A 17,611-nucleotide genomic window follows, 5' to 3' on the forward strand; every position below is an offset into this window, starting at 1 on the left:
ATTAATAACTACTAAAGTTTTATAATTGTTTGATTTAATTTCATGATATGAAATTCTAATCGAAGCTTAGGAAATTTTTTATTTAATAGTTGTTTTAGTTTTTGATAAGAAGTTTTGTGAATTTCATCTTCATCTAAATCTTTTTTACCTTCGGCAATTTTAATCGCCCCACAGTCTTCATGATTTATAACAATGAGTTTGCTTATTTTGTGAAGCTCAATTGAAGCTGATAAATTATCAATAAATGTTTGATGCCATTTTTTAAATTTATTATGAGTAACCCCGATAGCTCCACCTGCAATAGTAAATGAGCTATACTTTCCAGTTAAGTTCTTTTTTTTGGTAAATTTATAGACTAGGGATTGGAACCTTGGATCCATACAAGAAAGAACCATTGCTTTAAATTTTTTTTGCATAAAAATTAATTAATAAAATTTAAATACAAAATTTTTTTTTATTTGTCATTAATTTGTTTATTTTTTAAATGAATTGACTATTGAGAACAGCCTTAAAGTCAGTTAGAGTGTAATTATTATGCTATCTTATATATTGCCTTTTATTGCTTTAATTGTTGTGGTGGTATTTATCCATGAATATGGACATTATTATTTTGCTAAACGATACGGTGTAGGAGTTACTGATTTTTCAATTGGTTTTGGCAAAGAAATGTTTGGTTGGAATGATAAATCAGGAACTCGTTGGAAGGTTTGTGTCATACCTCTTGGGGGATATGTTAAGTTTTTTGGTGATAGAAATGTTTATAGCCAAGCTGATAATGACAAAATTATAAAAGAATATAGTAAAGAAGATCAGGATAAACTGTTTGTACTAAAGCCTTTATATCAACGAGCTTTAATTGTATTTGGTGGTCCTTTAGCTAACTTTTTATTAGCAATTCTGATATTTTTTTCAGTTTATACCTTTTTTGGAAAAGATTTTACACCAGCTGTAATTAACGAAGTTCAAAAGGATAGTCCTGCAATGGTAGCTGGTCTTAAAGACAATGATATTGTGGTCTCTATTGATGGCAACGAGGTTACAAGCATTATGGATGTTTCAAAATATATTATGATGTCTACTGATGAATTTATCAATTTTACAGTAAATAGATTTGATCAAGATTTAACCTTTAGAGTAAAACCGAATATTGTTGAAGGCGAAGATAATCTTGGAAACAAAATCAGCAAACGTATGGTTGGTATTAAACTTGGTGCTTATAACAATGAGGTAAATCACGTTAAACTCGGTCCTACCAAAGCGCTGTTTTATGCGGTTAATGAAGTTTATTATGTAAGCACTTCTTCTCTTAAATATATTGGAAGCATGCTCACTGGAAATGGTGATACTTCACAGTTGGGTGGGCCAATTCGAATAGCAAAAATTAGCGGACAAGTTGCAGAATTTGGAATTTTACCTTTTATAAGCCTTATGGCTTATATTTCTATTAGTTTAGGGTTAATAAACTTGTTCCCAATTCCAATGTTAGATGGTGGGCACTTAATGTTTTATGGAATTGAAAAGGTATTAGGGCGTCCATTATCACAAAAAACTCAAGAAGGTTTTTTTCGAATCGGAATGTTTTTATTGCTATCATTGATGTTTTTTACAACGTTTAATGATCTAAAAGACGTTGGTTTATTTAAGTTTTTTAATAATTATATTTCTTAAATAATCCTTTAAAATCAACATTTATTTAACAAATCACTATATATTGAGGTTTTTATTTTAGTAGACACTAATAAAAAGCTTGATTTATGAGGTTTAATGTCAATTATGTGAAAATAACCAATAAAACCGGAGCTAAATAAATGAACAAAAAACAATTAATAGCACAACTTTCAGGTTCTTTAAACCTAAGTAAAGCTGATGCTGAGCGTACTTTTGATACTATTACAAACACTATTCTAGATGCTTTAAAAGGTGACGATACAGTGAAAATTGCTGGATTTGGAACTTACAAAGTAGCAAAAAGAAAAGCTAGAGTTGGAAGAAATCCTAGAACTGGAGAGCAAATCCAAATCGGTGCTTCTCAAAAAGTTAAGTTCTTACCAGCTAAGGCACTTAAAGAAATATTTAATAAGTAATTAAATAGTAAATTCATTAACAGCCTTTTACAGAAATGTAATAAGGCTGTTACTATATGCAATCACTGCATACCTAAATTTCCCAATCAACATTAGTTTTTAAGTTCATCTAAAATATAAGTGAAAACTTAAACATGGAGGTCTTAATGATAAAAATAATAAAAAAAATATCAGTTCCACTTATTAGTTTATTTTTTTTAATAAACATGAGTAGTGCTGGAATAGCAGAAACAACTATTTCTGCTGAAGTAGGGTTTGTATTTAATACACTCCTATTTTTAATTTGTGGTTTTTTAGTAATGTTCATGGCGGCAGGCTTTGCAATGCTTGAGTCAGGAATGGTTACTTCTAAAAGTGTTTCTGTAATTTGTGCAAAAAATATTGGTTTGTATGCAATTTCAGGAATTATGTTTTGGTTAGTTGGTTACAATTTAGCATACGGTATACCAGAAGGTGGATATATAGGTACATTTACACCTTGGTCAGACTCTAGTTCACTAGAGACAGGCTATTCTGCTGGATCAGATTGGTTTTTCCAAATGGTATTTTGTGCAACAACAGTTTCAATTTGCTCAGGAGCAATGGCTGAAAGAATTAAGTTGTGGCCATTCTTTTTATTTGCAGCAATTTTATCTGGTGTTATTTATCCTATAGTAATGGGATGGCAATGGGGTGGAGGCTGGTTAGCAACTATCGGATTTTCTGATTTTGCTGGATCAACTCTAGTTCACTCAACTGGGGGTGCTGCTGCACTTGCTGGTATTATAATACTTGGTCCAAGATTTGGAAGATTTGATAGCAAAGGTAATCCAAAAGCCATTCAACCATTTGCAGCATCATCAATTCCATTAGTAACTATTGGTGTGTTTGTATTATGGTTAGGTTGGTTTGGATTTAATGGTGGTTCTCAACTAGCATTAGGTTCATTTGCTGATGCAGTAGCTATTTCAACAATCTTTATTAACACTAATTTAGCAGCATGTGGTGGTGTATTAGCTGCAGCCGTAGTTACAAGATTATTGTTTGGTAAAACTGATGTAATACAAATGTTAAACGGTGCAATTGGTGGGTTAGTTGCAATAACAGCTGAACCATTAGCACCATCTCCATTAGCAGCAATATTAATTGGTGCTGTTGGTGGTGTGATAGTTGTATTTGGAACTAAACTACTGTTTTCATTTAAACTTGATGATGTAGTGGGTGCAATTCCAGCTCACATGTTTGCAGGTATATTTGGAACTTTAGTAGTACCGATCACAAATGCAGATGCAACATTCGGAGCACAGTTAATTGGTGTTTTATCAATTAATATTTTTGTTTTTGTAGTGGCTTACATAGTCTGGTCGATTATGAATAGTCTCTTTGGAATTAGATTGAGTAAAGAAGCTCAAGCCAAAGGTACAGATGTTACTGAAACAGGAGTAATTGCTTACGCAATCAGAGACTAATAAAAAACTATCTCTCTTATAGTTAGAAAATAGGCCCCTTAATTGGGGCCTTTTTAATTTATAGAGTTTTTTAGGGTATCAAACACTTCTTTAGCATGATCCTTAACTTTTACATTATCCCAAATTTTTACTATTTTACCATTTGGATCAATTAAAAAAGTTGTTCTCACTATTCCCATAAACTCTCTACCCATAAATTTCTTTTTAGCCCAAACTTTGTATTTTTTTAAAATATTAAGCTCTACATCAGATAAAAGATCAAATTTAATCTTAAATTTTTCTTTAAATTTGTGGTGGCTTTTTAGATCATCCTTAGAAATCCCAAATATTTCACAATTCAGTTTTTTAAATTTAGGTAATAATTTGTTAAAATCATTAGTCTCAATTGTGCATCCTGGAGTGTCATCTTTAGGGTAAAAATAAAGAACCACATATTTGCCAAGTGAATCTTTTAAAGAATAAATCTCACCATCTGTTGAGTTTAATTTAAATAAAGGTGCTTTAGAATTGATTTTCATAATTTTATTTAATTGTATTGTTACATATGTATACTAAAAAGTATGAATATAAAATCATCACAAACATTAGTTTCAGAAGCACTTAAAGAAATCAAAACAATCAATACAGATGAGGCCTTAACTTTATTCAATGATGGTAAATGTAATTTAATTGATATCAGAGAAAAAGGTGAATTAGATAAAACGGGAAGAGTAGAAAATTCAAACCATATTCCTCGTGGAATGTTAGAATTTTGGTTAGATCCAGAAGGTCCTTATTTTAAAAGCGGAAAACTTGACATGACTAAAGAGATGGTTTTGTTTTGTGCTGGTGGATTAAGATCTGCACTTGCAGCTAAATCATTAAAAGAAATGGGTTTTGAAAATGTTTCGCACATTGATGGTGGCTTTGCAGCAATTAGCCAAAGTGATTTTAAAATAGTTTAATCTATTTTATTATACTCATCTAAGGCAAATTCCAATCGATCTTGTCCCCAAAATAATTTATTATTAACAATAAATGTGGGCGCTCCAAAAACTTCTTTTTCATGGGCATTTTTTGTGGCATCTTTTAACTTTTCTTTAATAGCAGGATCTTTAATTGTTTCAAAAAAAATATCTTTATCAATCTTACATTGTTCAAGTCGTGGTATTAAAATTTCTTCTTTAGAGATATCCAGATCATCTTTCCAATAAGCGTCAAACATTGTTTTAATATATTGATCTCTATTTAATGAATTAACACTTAAATAACCACGCATTATATTTAGTGAATTAATAGGAAATTTAGAGTTCCACCTAAAATCAAAATTATTTTTTTTTGCAATTAACAAACAATCATTAATCATATGTTTTAATTTAGGTTTAATAAACGCTGGTGCCGTTATACCTTCTAAGTTATGAAGACCACCTAATAAAATTGGTTTATAATTTATTCGAATATCTTTTGGTAACGATTGGATTTTTTTGTAAGCTAAATATGCGTAAGGACTAATAAAATCAAAATAGAAATCTATTTCTTTAATCATATAGATTAATTCTTTTTGCGTAAAAAATTCTTACAATCCAATAAAGAGTAAGTCCAATAGGACCAATAAAGTATGTTATTAATAGTGGAAAAGACATTATTATTTTATTGATACCAAATTTTTGTGAATCTTTAACAATCCATCCACCACAAAATAAATTAATAGATAGAAAATGAGTCCAAAATAAAATTAAGAAGGATTTATCCTTAAACAAATAACTAATTGAGTCTAAGCCTAAATATAGTTCAAAATTTCTAATAAAGTCATAGCCTTCGTTAAACAGCACATATGTTAAGTAACCGTAGGCGAAACTTAAAATAATAAAAGGAAAAATAGATGTAATAAAAACTCTACATATTTGTGATTGCGGAAAGAAGACTAATATTAACCAAAAAGGTAAGACACCTAGATTTAACCAAAGAAAAATCATTTCAATTGTAAAATATGTATAGATTTGATCGATCATTTTTTAGTGTATTATACAACAAGCTATTAAGATTCATATGAGAAATAGAAAAAAAACATTACAAGTGACGGTAGAGGAAATGAGAAATTTCTCATTTGCCTATATCGAAAGATACGCACCATCCAAACAACAGCTTAGAACCTATCTATTAAAGAAGTATCTAAAAGCTAATTTAGAAAATATTAAAAAACAAGATATTACAGATTTAATAGATGTTGTTTTGCAAGATCTTGAAAAAACTAAGTTTATTAATGATAAATTCTATTCTGAAAGTAAATCTAGAAGCTTAATCCAAAGAGGCAGTTCAGTTAATAAAATTAGAAACTATTTAATGACTAAAGGAATTAATGATCGCTACATTAAAGAAACAATAGATAAGATTAAAGAGGATAATTCTGACCAAGATTTTTTTTCTGGAATAAAAATATGTAAAAAAAAGAGAATTGGACCAGCAAGAGTAGAGGATAATAGAGCCCTATTTTATAAAAAGGATATTGCTTTACTAGCAAGAAATGGTTTTGATTTTGAAACCTCTAAAAGGATCATGGATATTGATCAAGCTGACTATATGAAAATAATTAGATTACTTTAATTTTTTTTCTTTCTCTTCTTCTTCAACAAGAGACTGAATTCTATTTCTAATAACATTTTTGACAAATACAAAAACTAATAAACCAAAGATAGAAACTGATACTATAATTATTAAAATTATTCTTAATTGCTCATCCATTATAATATGTTTTTACTTTTTAAAATTAAACTTGGATTTTTAAATTCAGTTTTTCCATAGAGTATTTCATTATAATTAAAGTCAGTCACTTTCCCTCCTGAGTGCTCAAGGATTGCATGACCAGCTGCAATATCCCACTCACAAGCTCTTGGTTCAGCAACATACATATCAAATTCACCTGCTGCAATAACACAAAATTTTAGTGAGCTTTTCATTTTTTGAAAAGAACTTATTTTATATTTTTTATGAATTTCTAAAATTTCAGGTTTAAGATCGTTAGAATAACTTACTGCTGTATGTCCAACATAGTTTTTCTCTTTATTCATTAATGAAATTTCTTGATTGTTAATTAACTCGTAACTGTGAGACAAACCGTAAGAATAAAAAACTCTTTTTTTTGCTGGAACTGTTATGATCCCAATAGCGGGTTTTTTATCCAATATTAATGCTGCATTTAAAGTAAATTCATCACGGTTATTAATATAATCTCTAGTGCCATCTATTGGATCGATTAACCAAAAAGTATTTAAATCATTATCCATCTTATGGTTTGCACTCTCTTCTGAAACAATAGGGATATTTAGAGTTATTTCTTGAATCTTGCTGGTTAAAATTTTATTAACTTCAATATCTCCGTTACTTACAGGAGTATTGTCTGACTTAATTTCTTTTTTTAAACCAGCCCCTCTTAAATCTAAGGCTACCTGACTTGCTTTATTAAAAGTTTCTATCAGTGAAAGAGTAATTTTCTTTTTTTCTTCAAGATTCATTTATATAATTTTTCTAATTGAATTATTTTTGAATTAATAACTTTTTTTCCAACATTTTCAAAATTTACAGTAACTTTACCATTAATTATTGATTGAACTTGTCCTGTTCCCCAGTCTTTGTTGTTAGGATTGATAACTTTGTCACCTGGTTCAAAATCTAAAATCATTAATTTACTTATAGTTAATATACTAATAAATATCATTAAATATGACAAAATTGAATTCTATTGGAATAGCTAAAGACCCAAAAGACACCTTAGTTATTGTTGCAATGTCAGGTGGAGTAGATTCTTCAACGGTTGCAGCAATGATGAAAAATGAAGGTTATAATGTCATCGGTATTACTCTTAAACTTTATAATGACAATAAAGAGACAGCTTCTTCAAAACAATGTTGTGCAGGCCAAGATATTATGGATGCAAAAAGAGTAGCTGATAAATTAAAGATAGAGCATAAAATTTTATATTATCAAAATAAATTTAAAGAAGGAGTTATTGATAATTTTATTGATAGCTATTTAAATGGAGAAACACCTATTCCATGTGTGCAATGCAATAAGACAGTTAAATTTACAGACTTATTTGAAGAAGCTAAAAGACTTAACGCTGATGCTTTAGTAACAGGACACTACGTTAAAAGTATTACTGAAAAAGATAATACAGATATGTACAGAGGAATTGATTTAAATAGAGATCAAAGTTATTTTTTATTCAATACCACAAAAGATCAATTAAATTTTTTAAGATTTCCTTTAGGCAATCTTCTTAAAGATGAAACAAGAAATATTGCAAGAGAACTTGATCTTAATGTTGCAGACAAACCTGACAGTCAAGATATTTGTTTCGTTCCAAATGGAGACTACGCTTCAGTTATAGAAAAATTTAGACCAAACTCTTTTAGCAAAGGTAATATTAAAAATATGAATGGTGAAGTGATAGGAGTTCATGACGGCATTATTAATTATACAATTGGTCAAAGAAAAGGAATTGGAGTTTCTGATAAGAACCCATTGTATGTAGTAAAGATTATTGCTGATAAAAATGAAATTATTGTTGGAGCCAAGGAACAACTTGTTAAAACAAAAATAAATTTAAAAGATTTGAATATCATTACAAACGATCAAAATGATTTTAAAAATGAATTGTTTGTAAAAGTAAGGTCTACTGGAAGATTAATTAAAGCCAAGATAGATATCAATGATACTAATGCGAACGTTAATTTATTGGAAGAGGAGCACGGTATTGCGCCAGGTCAAGCGTGTGTGTTTTATGCAAAAAACAATAATGGCTATAAGGTTCTTGGTGGTGGTTGGATAAAAAGTTAGGTATTATTGAGATATAAAAGTTAAGAGACTATTTTTTCTTATTTTTTCTTTTAGCTCTTCTTTTTTTAGAGCCCTGTTTTCTTCGACCTCTATGTTTTTTTGGGTAACCCATACTATCCTATTTATAATTTTATTGACGTTATTGGAGGGATATAGCATTCTCCCTTTAACTTATCAAATTTTTTATGACTAAATCATTCAAGACTTTTCTTAAACATACTGCAAAAGATTACCATAATCAGTCAGTTAACCCCCCTGTGGTAAGAGCGTCGACTATTATCTTCAAATCCATGCAAGATATTAGAAAAATGCAGGATAAGAGCAAAAAAGATCCAACAGGTGGACATTTTGATTATGGAAGACAAGGAACATCAACAACCCATGTTTTATCACAAATACTTAAAGAAATGGAAGAGTGTTATCATGTATTTTTAACACCAACTGGATTTGGATCAGTTTTTTTATCTATTTTTAGCATTGTTCGTCCTGGTGATGAGATTATTGTGGCAGATCCAACATATTCACCTACGAGAATTTTAACTCAAGACTTTCTAAAAGAATTTAATGTAAAATCTGTGTTTTATGACCCACATGATTTGAAAACTTTAGAAAAAGCAATTACAAAAAAAACAAAATTAATTTTTGTTGAAAATCCTGGAAGCAATACGTTTGATTTTCAAGATTTAGGTAAAATAGTATCAATTGCAAAAAGGAATAAAATTTTTTCTGTAATTGATAATACATGGGGAACTCCTTATTTTTTAAAACCAATTAAACTTGGTTTTGATATGTCAATTGTATCTGCTACCAAATATTATTCAGGTCACTCAGATGTTATGGGTGGAAGTTTAGCTGTTAATAAAAAAGTTTTTAAACAAGTTGATAAAGCGTATAAGATAACAGGTTTAAGACTTGGTCCTGATGATGCGTATTTAATAACAAGAGGACTTAGAACTTTAGATGTTAGATTAGACAAACATGAAAAAAGCTCAAAACAAGTAGCTGAGTTTTTATCTAATTATAAAAATATAAAACTATTATACCCGCATAAAAAAGATTCCTTTAATTTTAGAATGTGGAAAAAATATTATTCTGGTGCCTCAGGATTGATGGGTCTGAAAATTAAATCAAAAAACAAAAACTCTGTAATTAAGTTTGTTAATTCTTTAAAATTATTTGGTTATGGATATAGTTGGGGTGGATTTGAAAGCCTTGCTTTATATCAAGATAAACGTGAACAAGGTAATAGAGAATATCTAAAATTAGCAAAAGATGAACATTTAGTAAGATTACATATTGGTTTAGAGGACCCAAAAGACCTCATTGATGATTTAAAAAAATCTCTTAAATATATAAAATGAGTTCAGAAAAATTTATTCAAAATAAAACAGCTTTAATAACGCTGATCGCAGCTTGTATTGTAGTTTTAATTTCTCTTGGTGTTAGACAAACTTTTGGTTTGTTTTTCATGGATTTTAAAAATGACCTAGATATTTCAATAACTCAATCTGGATTAGCAATAGGCATTCAAATGTTAATGTGGGGTTTAACAGGTCCTATATTTGGAGCCATTGCAGATAAATATGGTGGACACAAAGCAATTTGTTTAGCTTTTGTTTTTTATATTTTGGGAATTTACTTTTTGTATGATGGTCCAAATACTGGAATTTTTTTTCAAATCGATTTAGGACTTTTAGTTGGAATTGGTTTAGGTGGAACTGCAATTAGTATTCCAATGTCAATTGTTGGAAAGCATTTTCCATTATCAAATAGAACAATAGCAATGAGCATTGTTACAGCTGTTGGTTCTTTGGGCTATTTTATCTCTCCACTTTATACGAGCTATTCATTAATTAAAAATGGATGGGTGGATACACTTTTTGTATTCACAATATTCTTATTTATCGGGCTTATAATAGCTTTTTTTGTAAGATCTCCATCTGCTGATCAGTCTATTGAAAAACCAAACAACCAAAGCGCCATAGAGGCATTTAAGGAAGCTTTCAAAAACAAAAGTTATATACTTCTAGTCTCTGGATTTTTTGTATGTGGTTTTCATATAACTTTAGTTGGAACACACGTTCCAAAATACGTAATAGATAGAGGTTTAGAAAGCTGGACGGCTGCTGCAATATTGTCATTAATTGGATTATTTAATATATTTGGTTCTTTATTAAGTGGATACTTATCTACGAAAATTAGTAAAAAAATTATCTTAAGCTCTATTTACGCATTAAGAGGAATTTCAATTATCTTATTTATATTTTTACCCGCAAGTAACATTAATGCATTTATCTTTGGTGCAAGTTTTGGTTTTTTATGGCTATCAACAGTACCTGCTACAAGTGGAATAGTTGCTCATATTTTTGGAACAAAATATCTTGGTATTCTTTATGGAATAGTTTTTTTAAGTCATCAAGTAGGCTCATTTTTTGGAGCATTTCTTGGAGGACTATTTCATGATTTATATGGCTCTTATGATTATGCTTGGTATTTAGCAATTGTTTTATCTATTTTTGCAGCAATAATACATCTACCAATTAAAGAAGAAGCAGTTTTAAGATTAAAAACAGAATAAAAATTGAATAAGAAAAACTACTTACTAGATTTAAATAATTCAAAGAAACCCTTTATAATCTATAAATCAGATAAAGGGTTTGATCTTTATACAGACTTTTCAAAAAAGATTATTTTAAACAATAATAATATTGAAAAATTTATTAACAAAAATAATAGGTTAAAACTTCCCTATAAAGAAACTGATCTGTTTATTGGTTTTTTTGGCTATGAAATATTAAATAATTTAATTGACGTAAAAATAAAAAAACAAAAAACAATAAATTTCCCTAAAGGCATATTTTATAAACCTGAAACAAAAATAAAACTTCCAAACGACCTTGAGTATAAAAAAACAAGATCATTAAAGTCTAATGATTTATTCAAAATAAATATTAATAAAAAATCCTATAAGGTAATATTTGATAAATTTAAAAAGAAAATAAAATCTGGAGAAACATATCAGATTAAAATTTGTACTAAATATAGTAATAAATCAGAAATAGATGCTTTAGATTTTTTTAGTAGACTTGTAAAAAGCAATATGGCGCCTGAAGCATTTATGATTAAGGATAAAAACTATTCAATAATAAGTTGTTCTCCTGAAAATTTGATAACAAAAAAAAATAATTTTATAACAACAAAACCAATTGCAGGCACTTTAAAGAAAACTAAAAAATTAAATAAAAATAAAGCCCTTACTTTTTTTAGAAAAAACTTAAAAGAATCCAAAGAACACAACATGATTGTTGATATGGAAAGAAATGACTTATCTAAAATTTGTAAACCAGGTTCAGTAAAAATTTTAAAAAAAAAGATAGTTGAAGAATATAAAGATCTTTATCATTATGTGAGTTTAATTGGAGGACAACTCAAAAATAGAGTTACCTCATTAGAGATTATAAAGGCAATGATGCCGGGAGGATCTGTAATAGGATGTCCTAAAATTAGTACATTAAATTTGTTAAACAAACAGGAAAAACAAAGTAGAAATATTTATACAGGTAGCTTTGGTTACTTAAAGTTCAATGGAGATATGAGGTTTAATATCATTATTAGATCAATATTAAATTTTAAAGGTAAATCGGAAATTTCTGTGGCATCTGGTGTTGTAATTGACAGTAATGCAGCTCATGAATTTAATGAAAATTATATTAAAGCAAAGTCATTAATGGATCTTTATAAATGATATACATTATCGATCATCATGACTCTTTTACTCAAAACGTAGTACATCAATTTCAAAATTTTGATGAAGTTGTTTGCACTAATTTTAATGAAATAAATCAAAATAAATTAAAAAAAGCAGATATTATTGTTTTTTCACCAGGTCCAGGTGCTCCAAAAGATTATCCAATTAGTTCTGAGATTTATAAAAAATTTAAAGGTAAAAAAAAAATTATTGGAATTTGTCTTGGGTTTCAACAAATTCTTCATTGTGAAAATGGAAAAATAGTTGAACAAAAAAAGATTTACCATGGTTTCCAATCTAAAATAAAAGTAACTAGCAAAAATTCATTGTTTAAAAAAAATAGTCAATTTACTGTAGGTAGATATCACTCTCTAAAATTAAAAGAGCCGTTTGCTGCAAAAAATTTTGAAATTACAATGAGGTGTGCTATTTCAAATACAGCAATGACAATAGAAAATAATAATGAGAAAATATTTGGCTTTCAATTTCATCCTGAATCTTTTTTAACTGAAAATGGTAACTTACTTATTAAAAAAATCTTATCAGCATAAAACTTACAAAGAGATTAATTTTAAAGATCTTTGGGGGGATAATGGTGTATTCACTACGATGTGGATTTTTGGAAAACCTGCTAAAATACTTTTTTTTAAAAAACATATTAAAAATTTAATAAAATCTTTAGAAGTTTATAAATTAAATAACCCAAATCTTAAAAAAAATATTCTTAAATTAATCAAATTGAATATTGATAAAAAAAAATCTTATAATCATCTTCTTAGAGTTGCAGTAAATAAAAAGATGATATCAATTTCTTTGAGAAACAGAAAAACTCCTAAATTAAATTTTAATTTAAAACTTATCCGTCACAAACGATTTGATCCTAAATTTAAAAATCTTAAATATAACTTTATATTAAAGCATTTATCTAAAATGGATAATACCACTTCAGATGTTGGTCTTTGTTACAAGAATACAATTTTAGAAAGTGGAACTTCAAATATGCTGTTTATAAAAGATGATAAAGTGTACTCTCCAATAAATAATATTTATAAGGGCATTACCTATAAATTTTTTAATAAAAAATTAGGTAAGATTATTAACAAAGATATATTGATAAAAACTTTATCTGAATTTAGTGAAATTCTTCTCATTGGTTCTGGAAAAGGTGTTGCTTCAATAAAAAATATTAATGAAATCAAGTGGAAGAGAAAAAGTTTTAAATTTTATAAAAAACTATTTAATTTTTATAAAAATGAAGTTAACAAATGCTCTATCTATAGATAAAATTATGTTTGACCCAAACAATCCTTGTTTATTCTGCAACTCCAAACAAAGTGGGCTAGCTGCTGAAAATGATTTGGCTTATGCTAGTTATGACACATATCCAGTGTCCGAATTCCATTGTTTAATTATTCCAAAACGGCATGTTATGGATTATTTTGATTTAAATGACGATGAAGTGATTGCTTGCAATAACTTAATCAAACAAATTAAAGAGGAAATATTGTTAAAAGATCCGGCAGTTAAAGGGTTTAATATTGGAACAAATGCTGGAGTTATTTCTGGACAATCAATCTTGCATTGTCATATTCATCTAATTCCTCGTAGAGAAGGTGATGTTGATAACCCACAAGGAGGAGTTCGGTCAGTTATACCAAAGAAACAGCATTACAAGCGTAAGGTGTAAAACCTTATATGGTAAAATAACCCATATAAAACGGTTGATCTATTATTTCATCTGTACTAAATAATCACAATCAACATAGATTCTAAATAAAGGTATTACTAATTATGATGTCAATTAACCCTTTTTCAGTTTTAGCTGAAACAATATCTCCTGCAGCCATACAATTTTTTGTTTTAGCTATGATTGCTTTAATTATTATTGGAACAATAGTTCAGATGATCCATCATAAAAATGTAACTTACTTTTTTAATAATGCAAAAAAAGCAAAATTAGCAGCTGAAAGAGAATTAGGAGCTGGAGAAAAAACATCAATTATTTTAAAAACTGTAGCTCATGATATCGCAACTACTGCAGAGCTTGGAGCTGGTAAAAGAAGAGTTGCACACGTTATGGGAATGTATGGAACTATTTTATTTTGGGTTGCATCTGTTGTAATGGTTTTTTGTTATACAGCACAAGGAACTACCACACCGACAGTTTGGCCTATAATTTGGCATGTCGGAGCAATTATGACTTGTGTAGGTGGATATTGGTTTTGGTTATTTTTAAGAGTGGATGTGTTAGCCGAGGCTCATCCTTGGTACAGAATTATTAAAGCTGACTTATTTGTTTTAGCACTTCTTGCATGTGCTACTACTGGACTTGCTTGGTCATACTTTCAATCTTCAGGATCAGCTGGATTAGGATATTTATTTTTAATTTTATTTATTACCTCAAACATTGTTTTATTTGGGGGAGTTTATTGGTCAAAATTTGCACATATGTTTTATAAACCTGGTGCAGCAATCCAAAAAAACTTAGCAGAAGCAGATGGATCAAGAGATAATCTTCCTCCACTTGCAGATGCACCAAAACAATTTGGACTAGGAATTAAAAGAGAACAACCAAAACATTATTAAAAAGAGAGAGGTAAAATAATATGTCAACTTTTGTATACATGACGAGATGTGATGGATGTGGTCACTGTGTGGATATTTGTCCATCAGATATAATGCACATCGATGAAAATATTAGAAGAGCAGTAAATATTGAACCAAATTTTTGTTGGGAATGTTATTCTTGTGTAAAAGCTTGTCCTAATCATGCAATTGATGTTCGTGGTTATGCTGACTTTGCTCCTATGGGTCACAGTGTAAGAGTTAGACGTGAAGAAGAAAAAGGAACTATTTCTTGGAAAATTAAATTTAGAAATGGAACTACAAAAGATTTTGTATCTCCAATTACAACAAAACCTTGGGGAAAATTTATTCCTAAATTAGCAGAAGGTGAAAAACCTAATCAAGGTGAGATCAATTCTCAAATGCTTTACACTGAGCCTAATGGTTTAAATATTGATGGTAAATTACCGGTAGTACCAAAAGATTCATTTAAAAAAGGGGTTTACTACTAATGGCTAAGCATAAAACACATTTTGAAGATTGTGATGTTCTAGTTGTTGGTGGTGGAATGGCTGGAACTGGTGCTACTTTTGAAGCTAGGCACTGGGGAAGAGACATGAAAATTATTTGTGTTGAAAAAGCTAACATCGATAGAAGTGGAGCAGTTGCTCAAGGTTTATACGCTATTAACTGTTATATGGGTATGCAGTGGGGTGAAAACCAACCTGAAGATCACGTAAGATATGCACGTAATGATTTGATGGGTATGGTTAGAGAAGATTTAGGTTATGACATGGCTCGTCACGTTGATTCAACTGTTCATATGTTTGATGAGTGGGGTCTACCAATGATGAAGAATGAAAAAACAGGTCGTTACCTTAGAGAAGGTAAATGGCAGATCATGATTCATGGTGAAAGTTATAAACCAATCGTTGCAGAGGCTGCAAAAAAATCAGCTGATAAAATTTATAACAGAATAATGATTACTCATCTTTTAATGGATGAGGCTCAAGAAAATAGAGTAGGTGGAGCTGTTGGTTTTAATATGAGAACTGGTGATTTCCATGTATTTAGAGCAAAAACTGTAATCGTTGCAGCAGGTGGAGCATCTCACATTTTCAAACCAAGAGCAGTCGGAGAAGGAATGGGAAGAACTTGGTATGCACCATGGAGTAATGGTTCAGCTTATGCATTACCTATCGCTGTTGGAGCTAAAATGACACAAATGGAAAACAGAATTGTGTTATGTAGATTTAAAGATGGTTATGGTCCAGTTGGAGCATATTTCTTGCACCTTAAAACATATACTCAAAATGCAAATGGAGAGAATTATGAAAAGAAATGGTATGACCAAACTAAAGAATTAGTTGGTGAGTATATTGATCACCATCCAACACCAACATGTTTAAGAAACCATGCATTTATACAAGAAACTATTGCAGGCGGTGGACCTATTCATATGGTGACTACTGAAGCATTCCAAGATCCACATTTAGAAACAGTTGGTTGGGAAAACTTTTTAGGTATGACCGTTGGTCAAGCTGTTGTTTGGGCATCTCAAAACATAGATCCTAAATACACAAATCCAGAATTAACTACATCTGAGCCATATGTTATGGGTTCTCATGCAACATGCTCTGGAGCTTGGGTTAGTGGACCTGAAGATTTATCTCCACCAGAATATTTCTGGGGTTATAACAGAATGTTAACAATTGATGGTCTTTTTGGTGCAGGTGATACTGTAGGTGGAAGTGCCCATAAGTTTTCTTCTGGATCGTTTACCGAAGGTCGTTTAGCTGCAAAAGCTGCTGTTAAATATATTCAAGATAAAAAAGCAGAAGGTATTAAAGTTACTGATAAACAATGTGAAGACTTTAAAACTGCTGTATTCAAACCTTTAGAGACATACCAAGTAGCTCAAAATGAGATCACAGGTGGAACAGTTTCGCCAAGTTATATTTCTCCTATTCAAGGTCTTCAACGTTTACAAAGAATTATGGACGAATATGTTGGAGGTATTGCAACTAACTACATGACAAATGGTAATATGCTTAAAAGAGGCCTAGAATTACTTGCTTGGTTAGAGGAAGATTTAGAAAAAGTAGGAGCTGAAGATTTGCACCAACTTATGAGAGCTTGGGAATTAAAACACAGAGCTTTAACTTCTCAATGTGTAACTGAACACACTATGTTCCGTGAAGAAACACGTTGGCCTGGTTACTATTATAGAGGTGATCATATGAAACTTGATGATGATAATTGGCATTGTTTAACAGTTTCTAGACGTGATCCTAAAACTGGTAAATTCTCTCTTGAGAAAGTGCCGGTTTACCACATAGTTGACGAGAACGAGAAGAAAAAAGCTTCTTAAAACAGTTAAACTTAAATTATGAATCTTTTAGAGAAATCTGATGATGAGATTATAGCAATTGCTAATCCTATTTGGGATAATCTTGTTAAAACTTCCAATATGAAAGATTATGGTGGTTTTACTAAAGATTTTGGAACTCAAATGTTATTTGGAGCAAATGAAGTAGAGCTTGGAAAACAGTGGGCTAATAATAAACTTTTAACAAGCCTAAAAGAAGACTACCAAGCATTTGGTTGTTTAAGACGAGGTCAAAACATCACCGTTCTATTTAAACAAAGAAGTAAAGAGATTGAAGGTGAGTTCCTAGGTAGATTGGTTCTTGGTATCGAGGGTGATGATGTTAAGGTTTTTGGAGCAACAATCTACTAATAAAAAAAATCACTTTATATTAAATATTTATTTGACAAATAATTAACTGGGTGTATTGACGGTTGTAATGTCAATTTCCAACATAAAAATATTAAAAAAAATTTTAGATTTTAAGGTAACTATTATTAAAACAGGTATCTTTGTTAGCTTAGCTGCTTATTGGGGTGTTATTTTAGTTGGAACTTTTATCACATTTAATTAGTTTGTTTTT

The 17,611-nt window shown here is 29.7% G+C and carries 24 protein-coding genes; 17 read left to right on the forward strand and 7 right to left on the reverse strand.

All coding sequences use genetic code 11. The features are described 5' to 3' along the window. Positions 1-11: 11 nt before the first annotated feature. Positions 12-416: a carbonic anhydrase gene (locus AC5SL0_RS02130; protein WP_018414011.1), complete on the reverse strand. Its 405-nt coding sequence runs from the start codon at positions 414-416 to the stop codon at positions 12-14. Positions 417-534: 118 nt separating this feature from the next. Between AC5SL0_RS02130 and rseP the strand changes: the two genes are divergently transcribed. From rseP to AC5SL0_RS02145, 3 genes are all read left to right on the forward strand, one after another. After that, on the forward strand, positions 535-1,668 hold the full coding sequence (gene rseP / locus AC5SL0_RS02135; protein ID WP_011281967.1) for an RIP metalloprotease RseP: 1,134 nt from the start codon (positions 535-537) through the stop codon (positions 1,666-1,668). A 140-nt stretch (positions 1,669-1,808) separates the two neighbouring features. After that, a complete protein-coding gene (locus AC5SL0_RS02140; RefSeq protein ID WP_006997102.1) occupies positions 1,809-2,084 on the forward strand; it encodes an HU family DNA-binding protein in 276 nt (91 codons plus the stop codon). A 146-nt stretch (positions 2,085-2,230) separates the two neighbouring features. After that, a complete protein-coding gene (locus AC5SL0_RS02145; protein ID WP_494618557.1) occupies positions 2,231-3,532 on the forward strand; it encodes an ammonium transporter family protein in 1,302 nt (433 codons plus the stop codon). A gap of 53 nt (positions 3,533-3,585) precedes the next feature. On the opposite strand, the gene bcp is transcribed toward AC5SL0_RS02145, so the two are convergent. Further along, positions 3,586-4,053: a thioredoxin-dependent thiol peroxidase gene (bcp, locus tag AC5SL0_RS02150; protein ID WP_320412632.1), complete on the reverse strand. Its 468-nt coding sequence runs from the start codon at positions 4,051-4,053 to the stop codon at positions 3,586-3,588. A gap of 39 nt (positions 4,054-4,092) precedes the next feature. On the opposite strand from bcp, the gene AC5SL0_RS02155 reads away from it, so the two are divergent. After that, positions 4,093-4,476 (forward strand): rhodanese-like domain-containing protein, encoded by a 384-nt coding sequence (locus AC5SL0_RS02155; protein ID WP_271480716.1) that lies wholly within the window; start codon positions 4,093-4,095, stop codon positions 4,474-4,476. Here AC5SL0_RS02155 and AC5SL0_RS02160 read toward each other — a convergent pair. Next, the gene (locus AC5SL0_RS02160; RefSeq protein WP_271480717.1) at positions 4,473-5,057 is read right to left on the reverse strand and encodes a 2-hydroxychromene-2-carboxylate isomerase; all 585 of its coding nucleotides are present in this window, start codon (positions 5,055-5,057) and stop codon (positions 4,473-4,475) included. The genes AC5SL0_RS02155 and AC5SL0_RS02160 overlap by 4 nt on opposite strands. Beyond that, positions 5,050-5,523, reverse strand: coding sequence for an ABA4-like family protein (locus AC5SL0_RS02165; protein ID WP_020169300.1), 474 nt, complete (start codon positions 5,521-5,523; stop codon positions 5,050-5,052). Before AC5SL0_RS02165 ends, AC5SL0_RS02160 begins: the two co-directional genes overlap by 8 nt. 37 nt (positions 5,524-5,560) lie before the next feature. On the opposite strand from AC5SL0_RS02165, the gene AC5SL0_RS02170 reads away from it, so the two are divergent. Beyond that, complete coding sequence (locus AC5SL0_RS02170; protein ID WP_006997094.1) at positions 5,561-6,115, forward strand: regulatory protein RecX; 555 nt, start codon at positions 5,561-5,563, stop codon at positions 6,113-6,115. On the opposite strand, the gene AC5SL0_RS02175 is transcribed toward AC5SL0_RS02170, so the two are convergent. The 3 genes from AC5SL0_RS02175 to AC5SL0_RS02185 are packed head-to-tail and all read right to left on the reverse strand — an operon-like array spanning position 6,107 to position 7,226. Further along, entirely contained in the window at positions 6,107-6,253 is a 147-nt protein-coding gene (locus AC5SL0_RS02175; RefSeq protein WP_006997093.1) for a hypothetical protein, read from the reverse strand. The two genes, AC5SL0_RS02170 and AC5SL0_RS02175, sit on opposite strands and share 9 nt — an antisense overlap. Continuing rightward, positions 6,253-7,023, reverse strand: coding sequence for a 3'(2'),5'-bisphosphate nucleotidase CysQ family protein (locus AC5SL0_RS02180; RefSeq protein ID WP_494618559.1), 771 nt, complete (start codon positions 7,021-7,023; stop codon positions 6,253-6,255). The genes AC5SL0_RS02175 and AC5SL0_RS02180 overlap by 1 nt, the downstream gene beginning before the upstream one ends. After that, positions 7,020-7,226, reverse strand: coding sequence for a DUF3553 domain-containing protein (locus AC5SL0_RS02185; protein WP_006997091.1), 207 nt, complete (start codon positions 7,224-7,226; stop codon positions 7,020-7,022). Before AC5SL0_RS02185 ends, AC5SL0_RS02180 begins: the two co-directional genes overlap by 4 nt. A gap of 5 nt (positions 7,227-7,231) precedes the next feature. Between AC5SL0_RS02185 and mnmA the strand changes: the two genes are divergently transcribed. From mnmA to AC5SL0_RS02245, 12 genes are all read left to right on the forward strand, one after another. Further along, positions 7,232-8,347 (forward strand): tRNA 2-thiouridine(34) synthase MnmA, encoded by a 1,116-nt coding sequence (gene mnmA, locus AC5SL0_RS02190; protein WP_494618560.1) that lies wholly within the window; start codon positions 7,232-7,234, stop codon positions 8,345-8,347. 185 nt (positions 8,348-8,532) lie between these two features. Beyond that, a complete protein-coding gene (locus tag AC5SL0_RS02195; RefSeq protein ID WP_018414022.1) occupies positions 8,533-9,708 on the forward strand; it encodes a trans-sulfuration enzyme family protein in 1,176 nt (391 codons plus the stop codon). Continuing rightward, positions 9,705-10,925, forward strand: coding sequence for an MFS transporter (locus AC5SL0_RS02200; RefSeq protein WP_494618562.1), 1,221 nt, complete (start codon positions 9,705-9,707; stop codon positions 10,923-10,925). The genes AC5SL0_RS02195 and AC5SL0_RS02200 overlap by 4 nt, the downstream gene beginning before the upstream one ends. 3 nt (positions 10,926-10,928) lie before the next feature. Further along, complete coding sequence (locus AC5SL0_RS02205) at positions 10,929-12,092, forward strand: chorismate-binding protein (protein ID WP_494618564.1); 1,164 nt, start codon at positions 10,929-10,931, stop codon at positions 12,090-12,092. Further along, positions 12,089-12,646, forward strand: coding sequence for an aminodeoxychorismate/anthranilate synthase component II (locus tag AC5SL0_RS02210; RefSeq protein WP_494618566.1), 558 nt, complete (start codon positions 12,089-12,091; stop codon positions 12,644-12,646). Before AC5SL0_RS02205 ends, AC5SL0_RS02210 begins: the two co-directional genes overlap by 4 nt. Then, on the forward strand, positions 12,609-13,379 hold the full coding sequence (locus AC5SL0_RS02215) for an aminotransferase class IV (RefSeq protein ID WP_494618568.1): 771 nt from the start codon (positions 12,609-12,611) through the stop codon (positions 13,377-13,379). The genes AC5SL0_RS02210 and AC5SL0_RS02215 overlap by 38 nt, the downstream gene beginning before the upstream one ends. Next, entirely contained in the window at positions 13,348-13,782 is a 435-nt protein-coding gene (locus AC5SL0_RS02220; RefSeq protein ID WP_494618570.1) for an HIT family protein, read from the forward strand. Before AC5SL0_RS02215 ends, AC5SL0_RS02220 begins: the two co-directional genes overlap by 32 nt. Before the next feature lie 104 nt (positions 13,783-13,886). After that, entirely contained in the window at positions 13,887-14,681 is a 795-nt protein-coding gene (locus AC5SL0_RS02225) for a hypothetical protein (protein ID WP_011281983.1), read from the forward strand. 20 nt (positions 14,682-14,701) lie between these two features. Then, positions 14,702-15,172: an adenylyl-sulfate reductase subunit beta gene (gene aprB, locus AC5SL0_RS02230; RefSeq protein WP_011281984.1), complete on the forward strand. Its 471-nt coding sequence runs from the start codon at positions 14,702-14,704 to the stop codon at positions 15,170-15,172. Then, positions 15,172-17,031: an adenylyl-sulfate reductase subunit alpha gene (gene aprA / locus AC5SL0_RS02235; RefSeq protein ID WP_006997080.1), complete on the forward strand. Its 1,860-nt coding sequence runs from the start codon at positions 15,172-15,174 to the stop codon at positions 17,029-17,031. Before aprB ends, aprA begins: the two co-directional genes overlap by 1 nt. Positions 17,032-17,049: 18 nt before the next feature. Further along, positions 17,050-17,400 (forward strand): hypothetical protein, encoded by a 351-nt coding sequence (locus AC5SL0_RS02240; RefSeq protein ID WP_006997079.1) that lies wholly within the window; start codon positions 17,050-17,052, stop codon positions 17,398-17,400. Between the two features lie 67 nt (positions 17,401-17,467). Continuing rightward, the gene (locus AC5SL0_RS02245; RefSeq protein WP_494618571.1) at positions 17,468-17,602 is read left to right on the forward strand and encodes a hypothetical protein; all 135 of its coding nucleotides are present in this window, start codon (positions 17,468-17,470) and stop codon (positions 17,600-17,602) included. Positions 17,603-17,611 lie beyond the last annotated feature (9 nt).

The sequence above is a fragment of the Candidatus Pelagibacter sp. PS_16 genome (assembly GCF_059417965.1).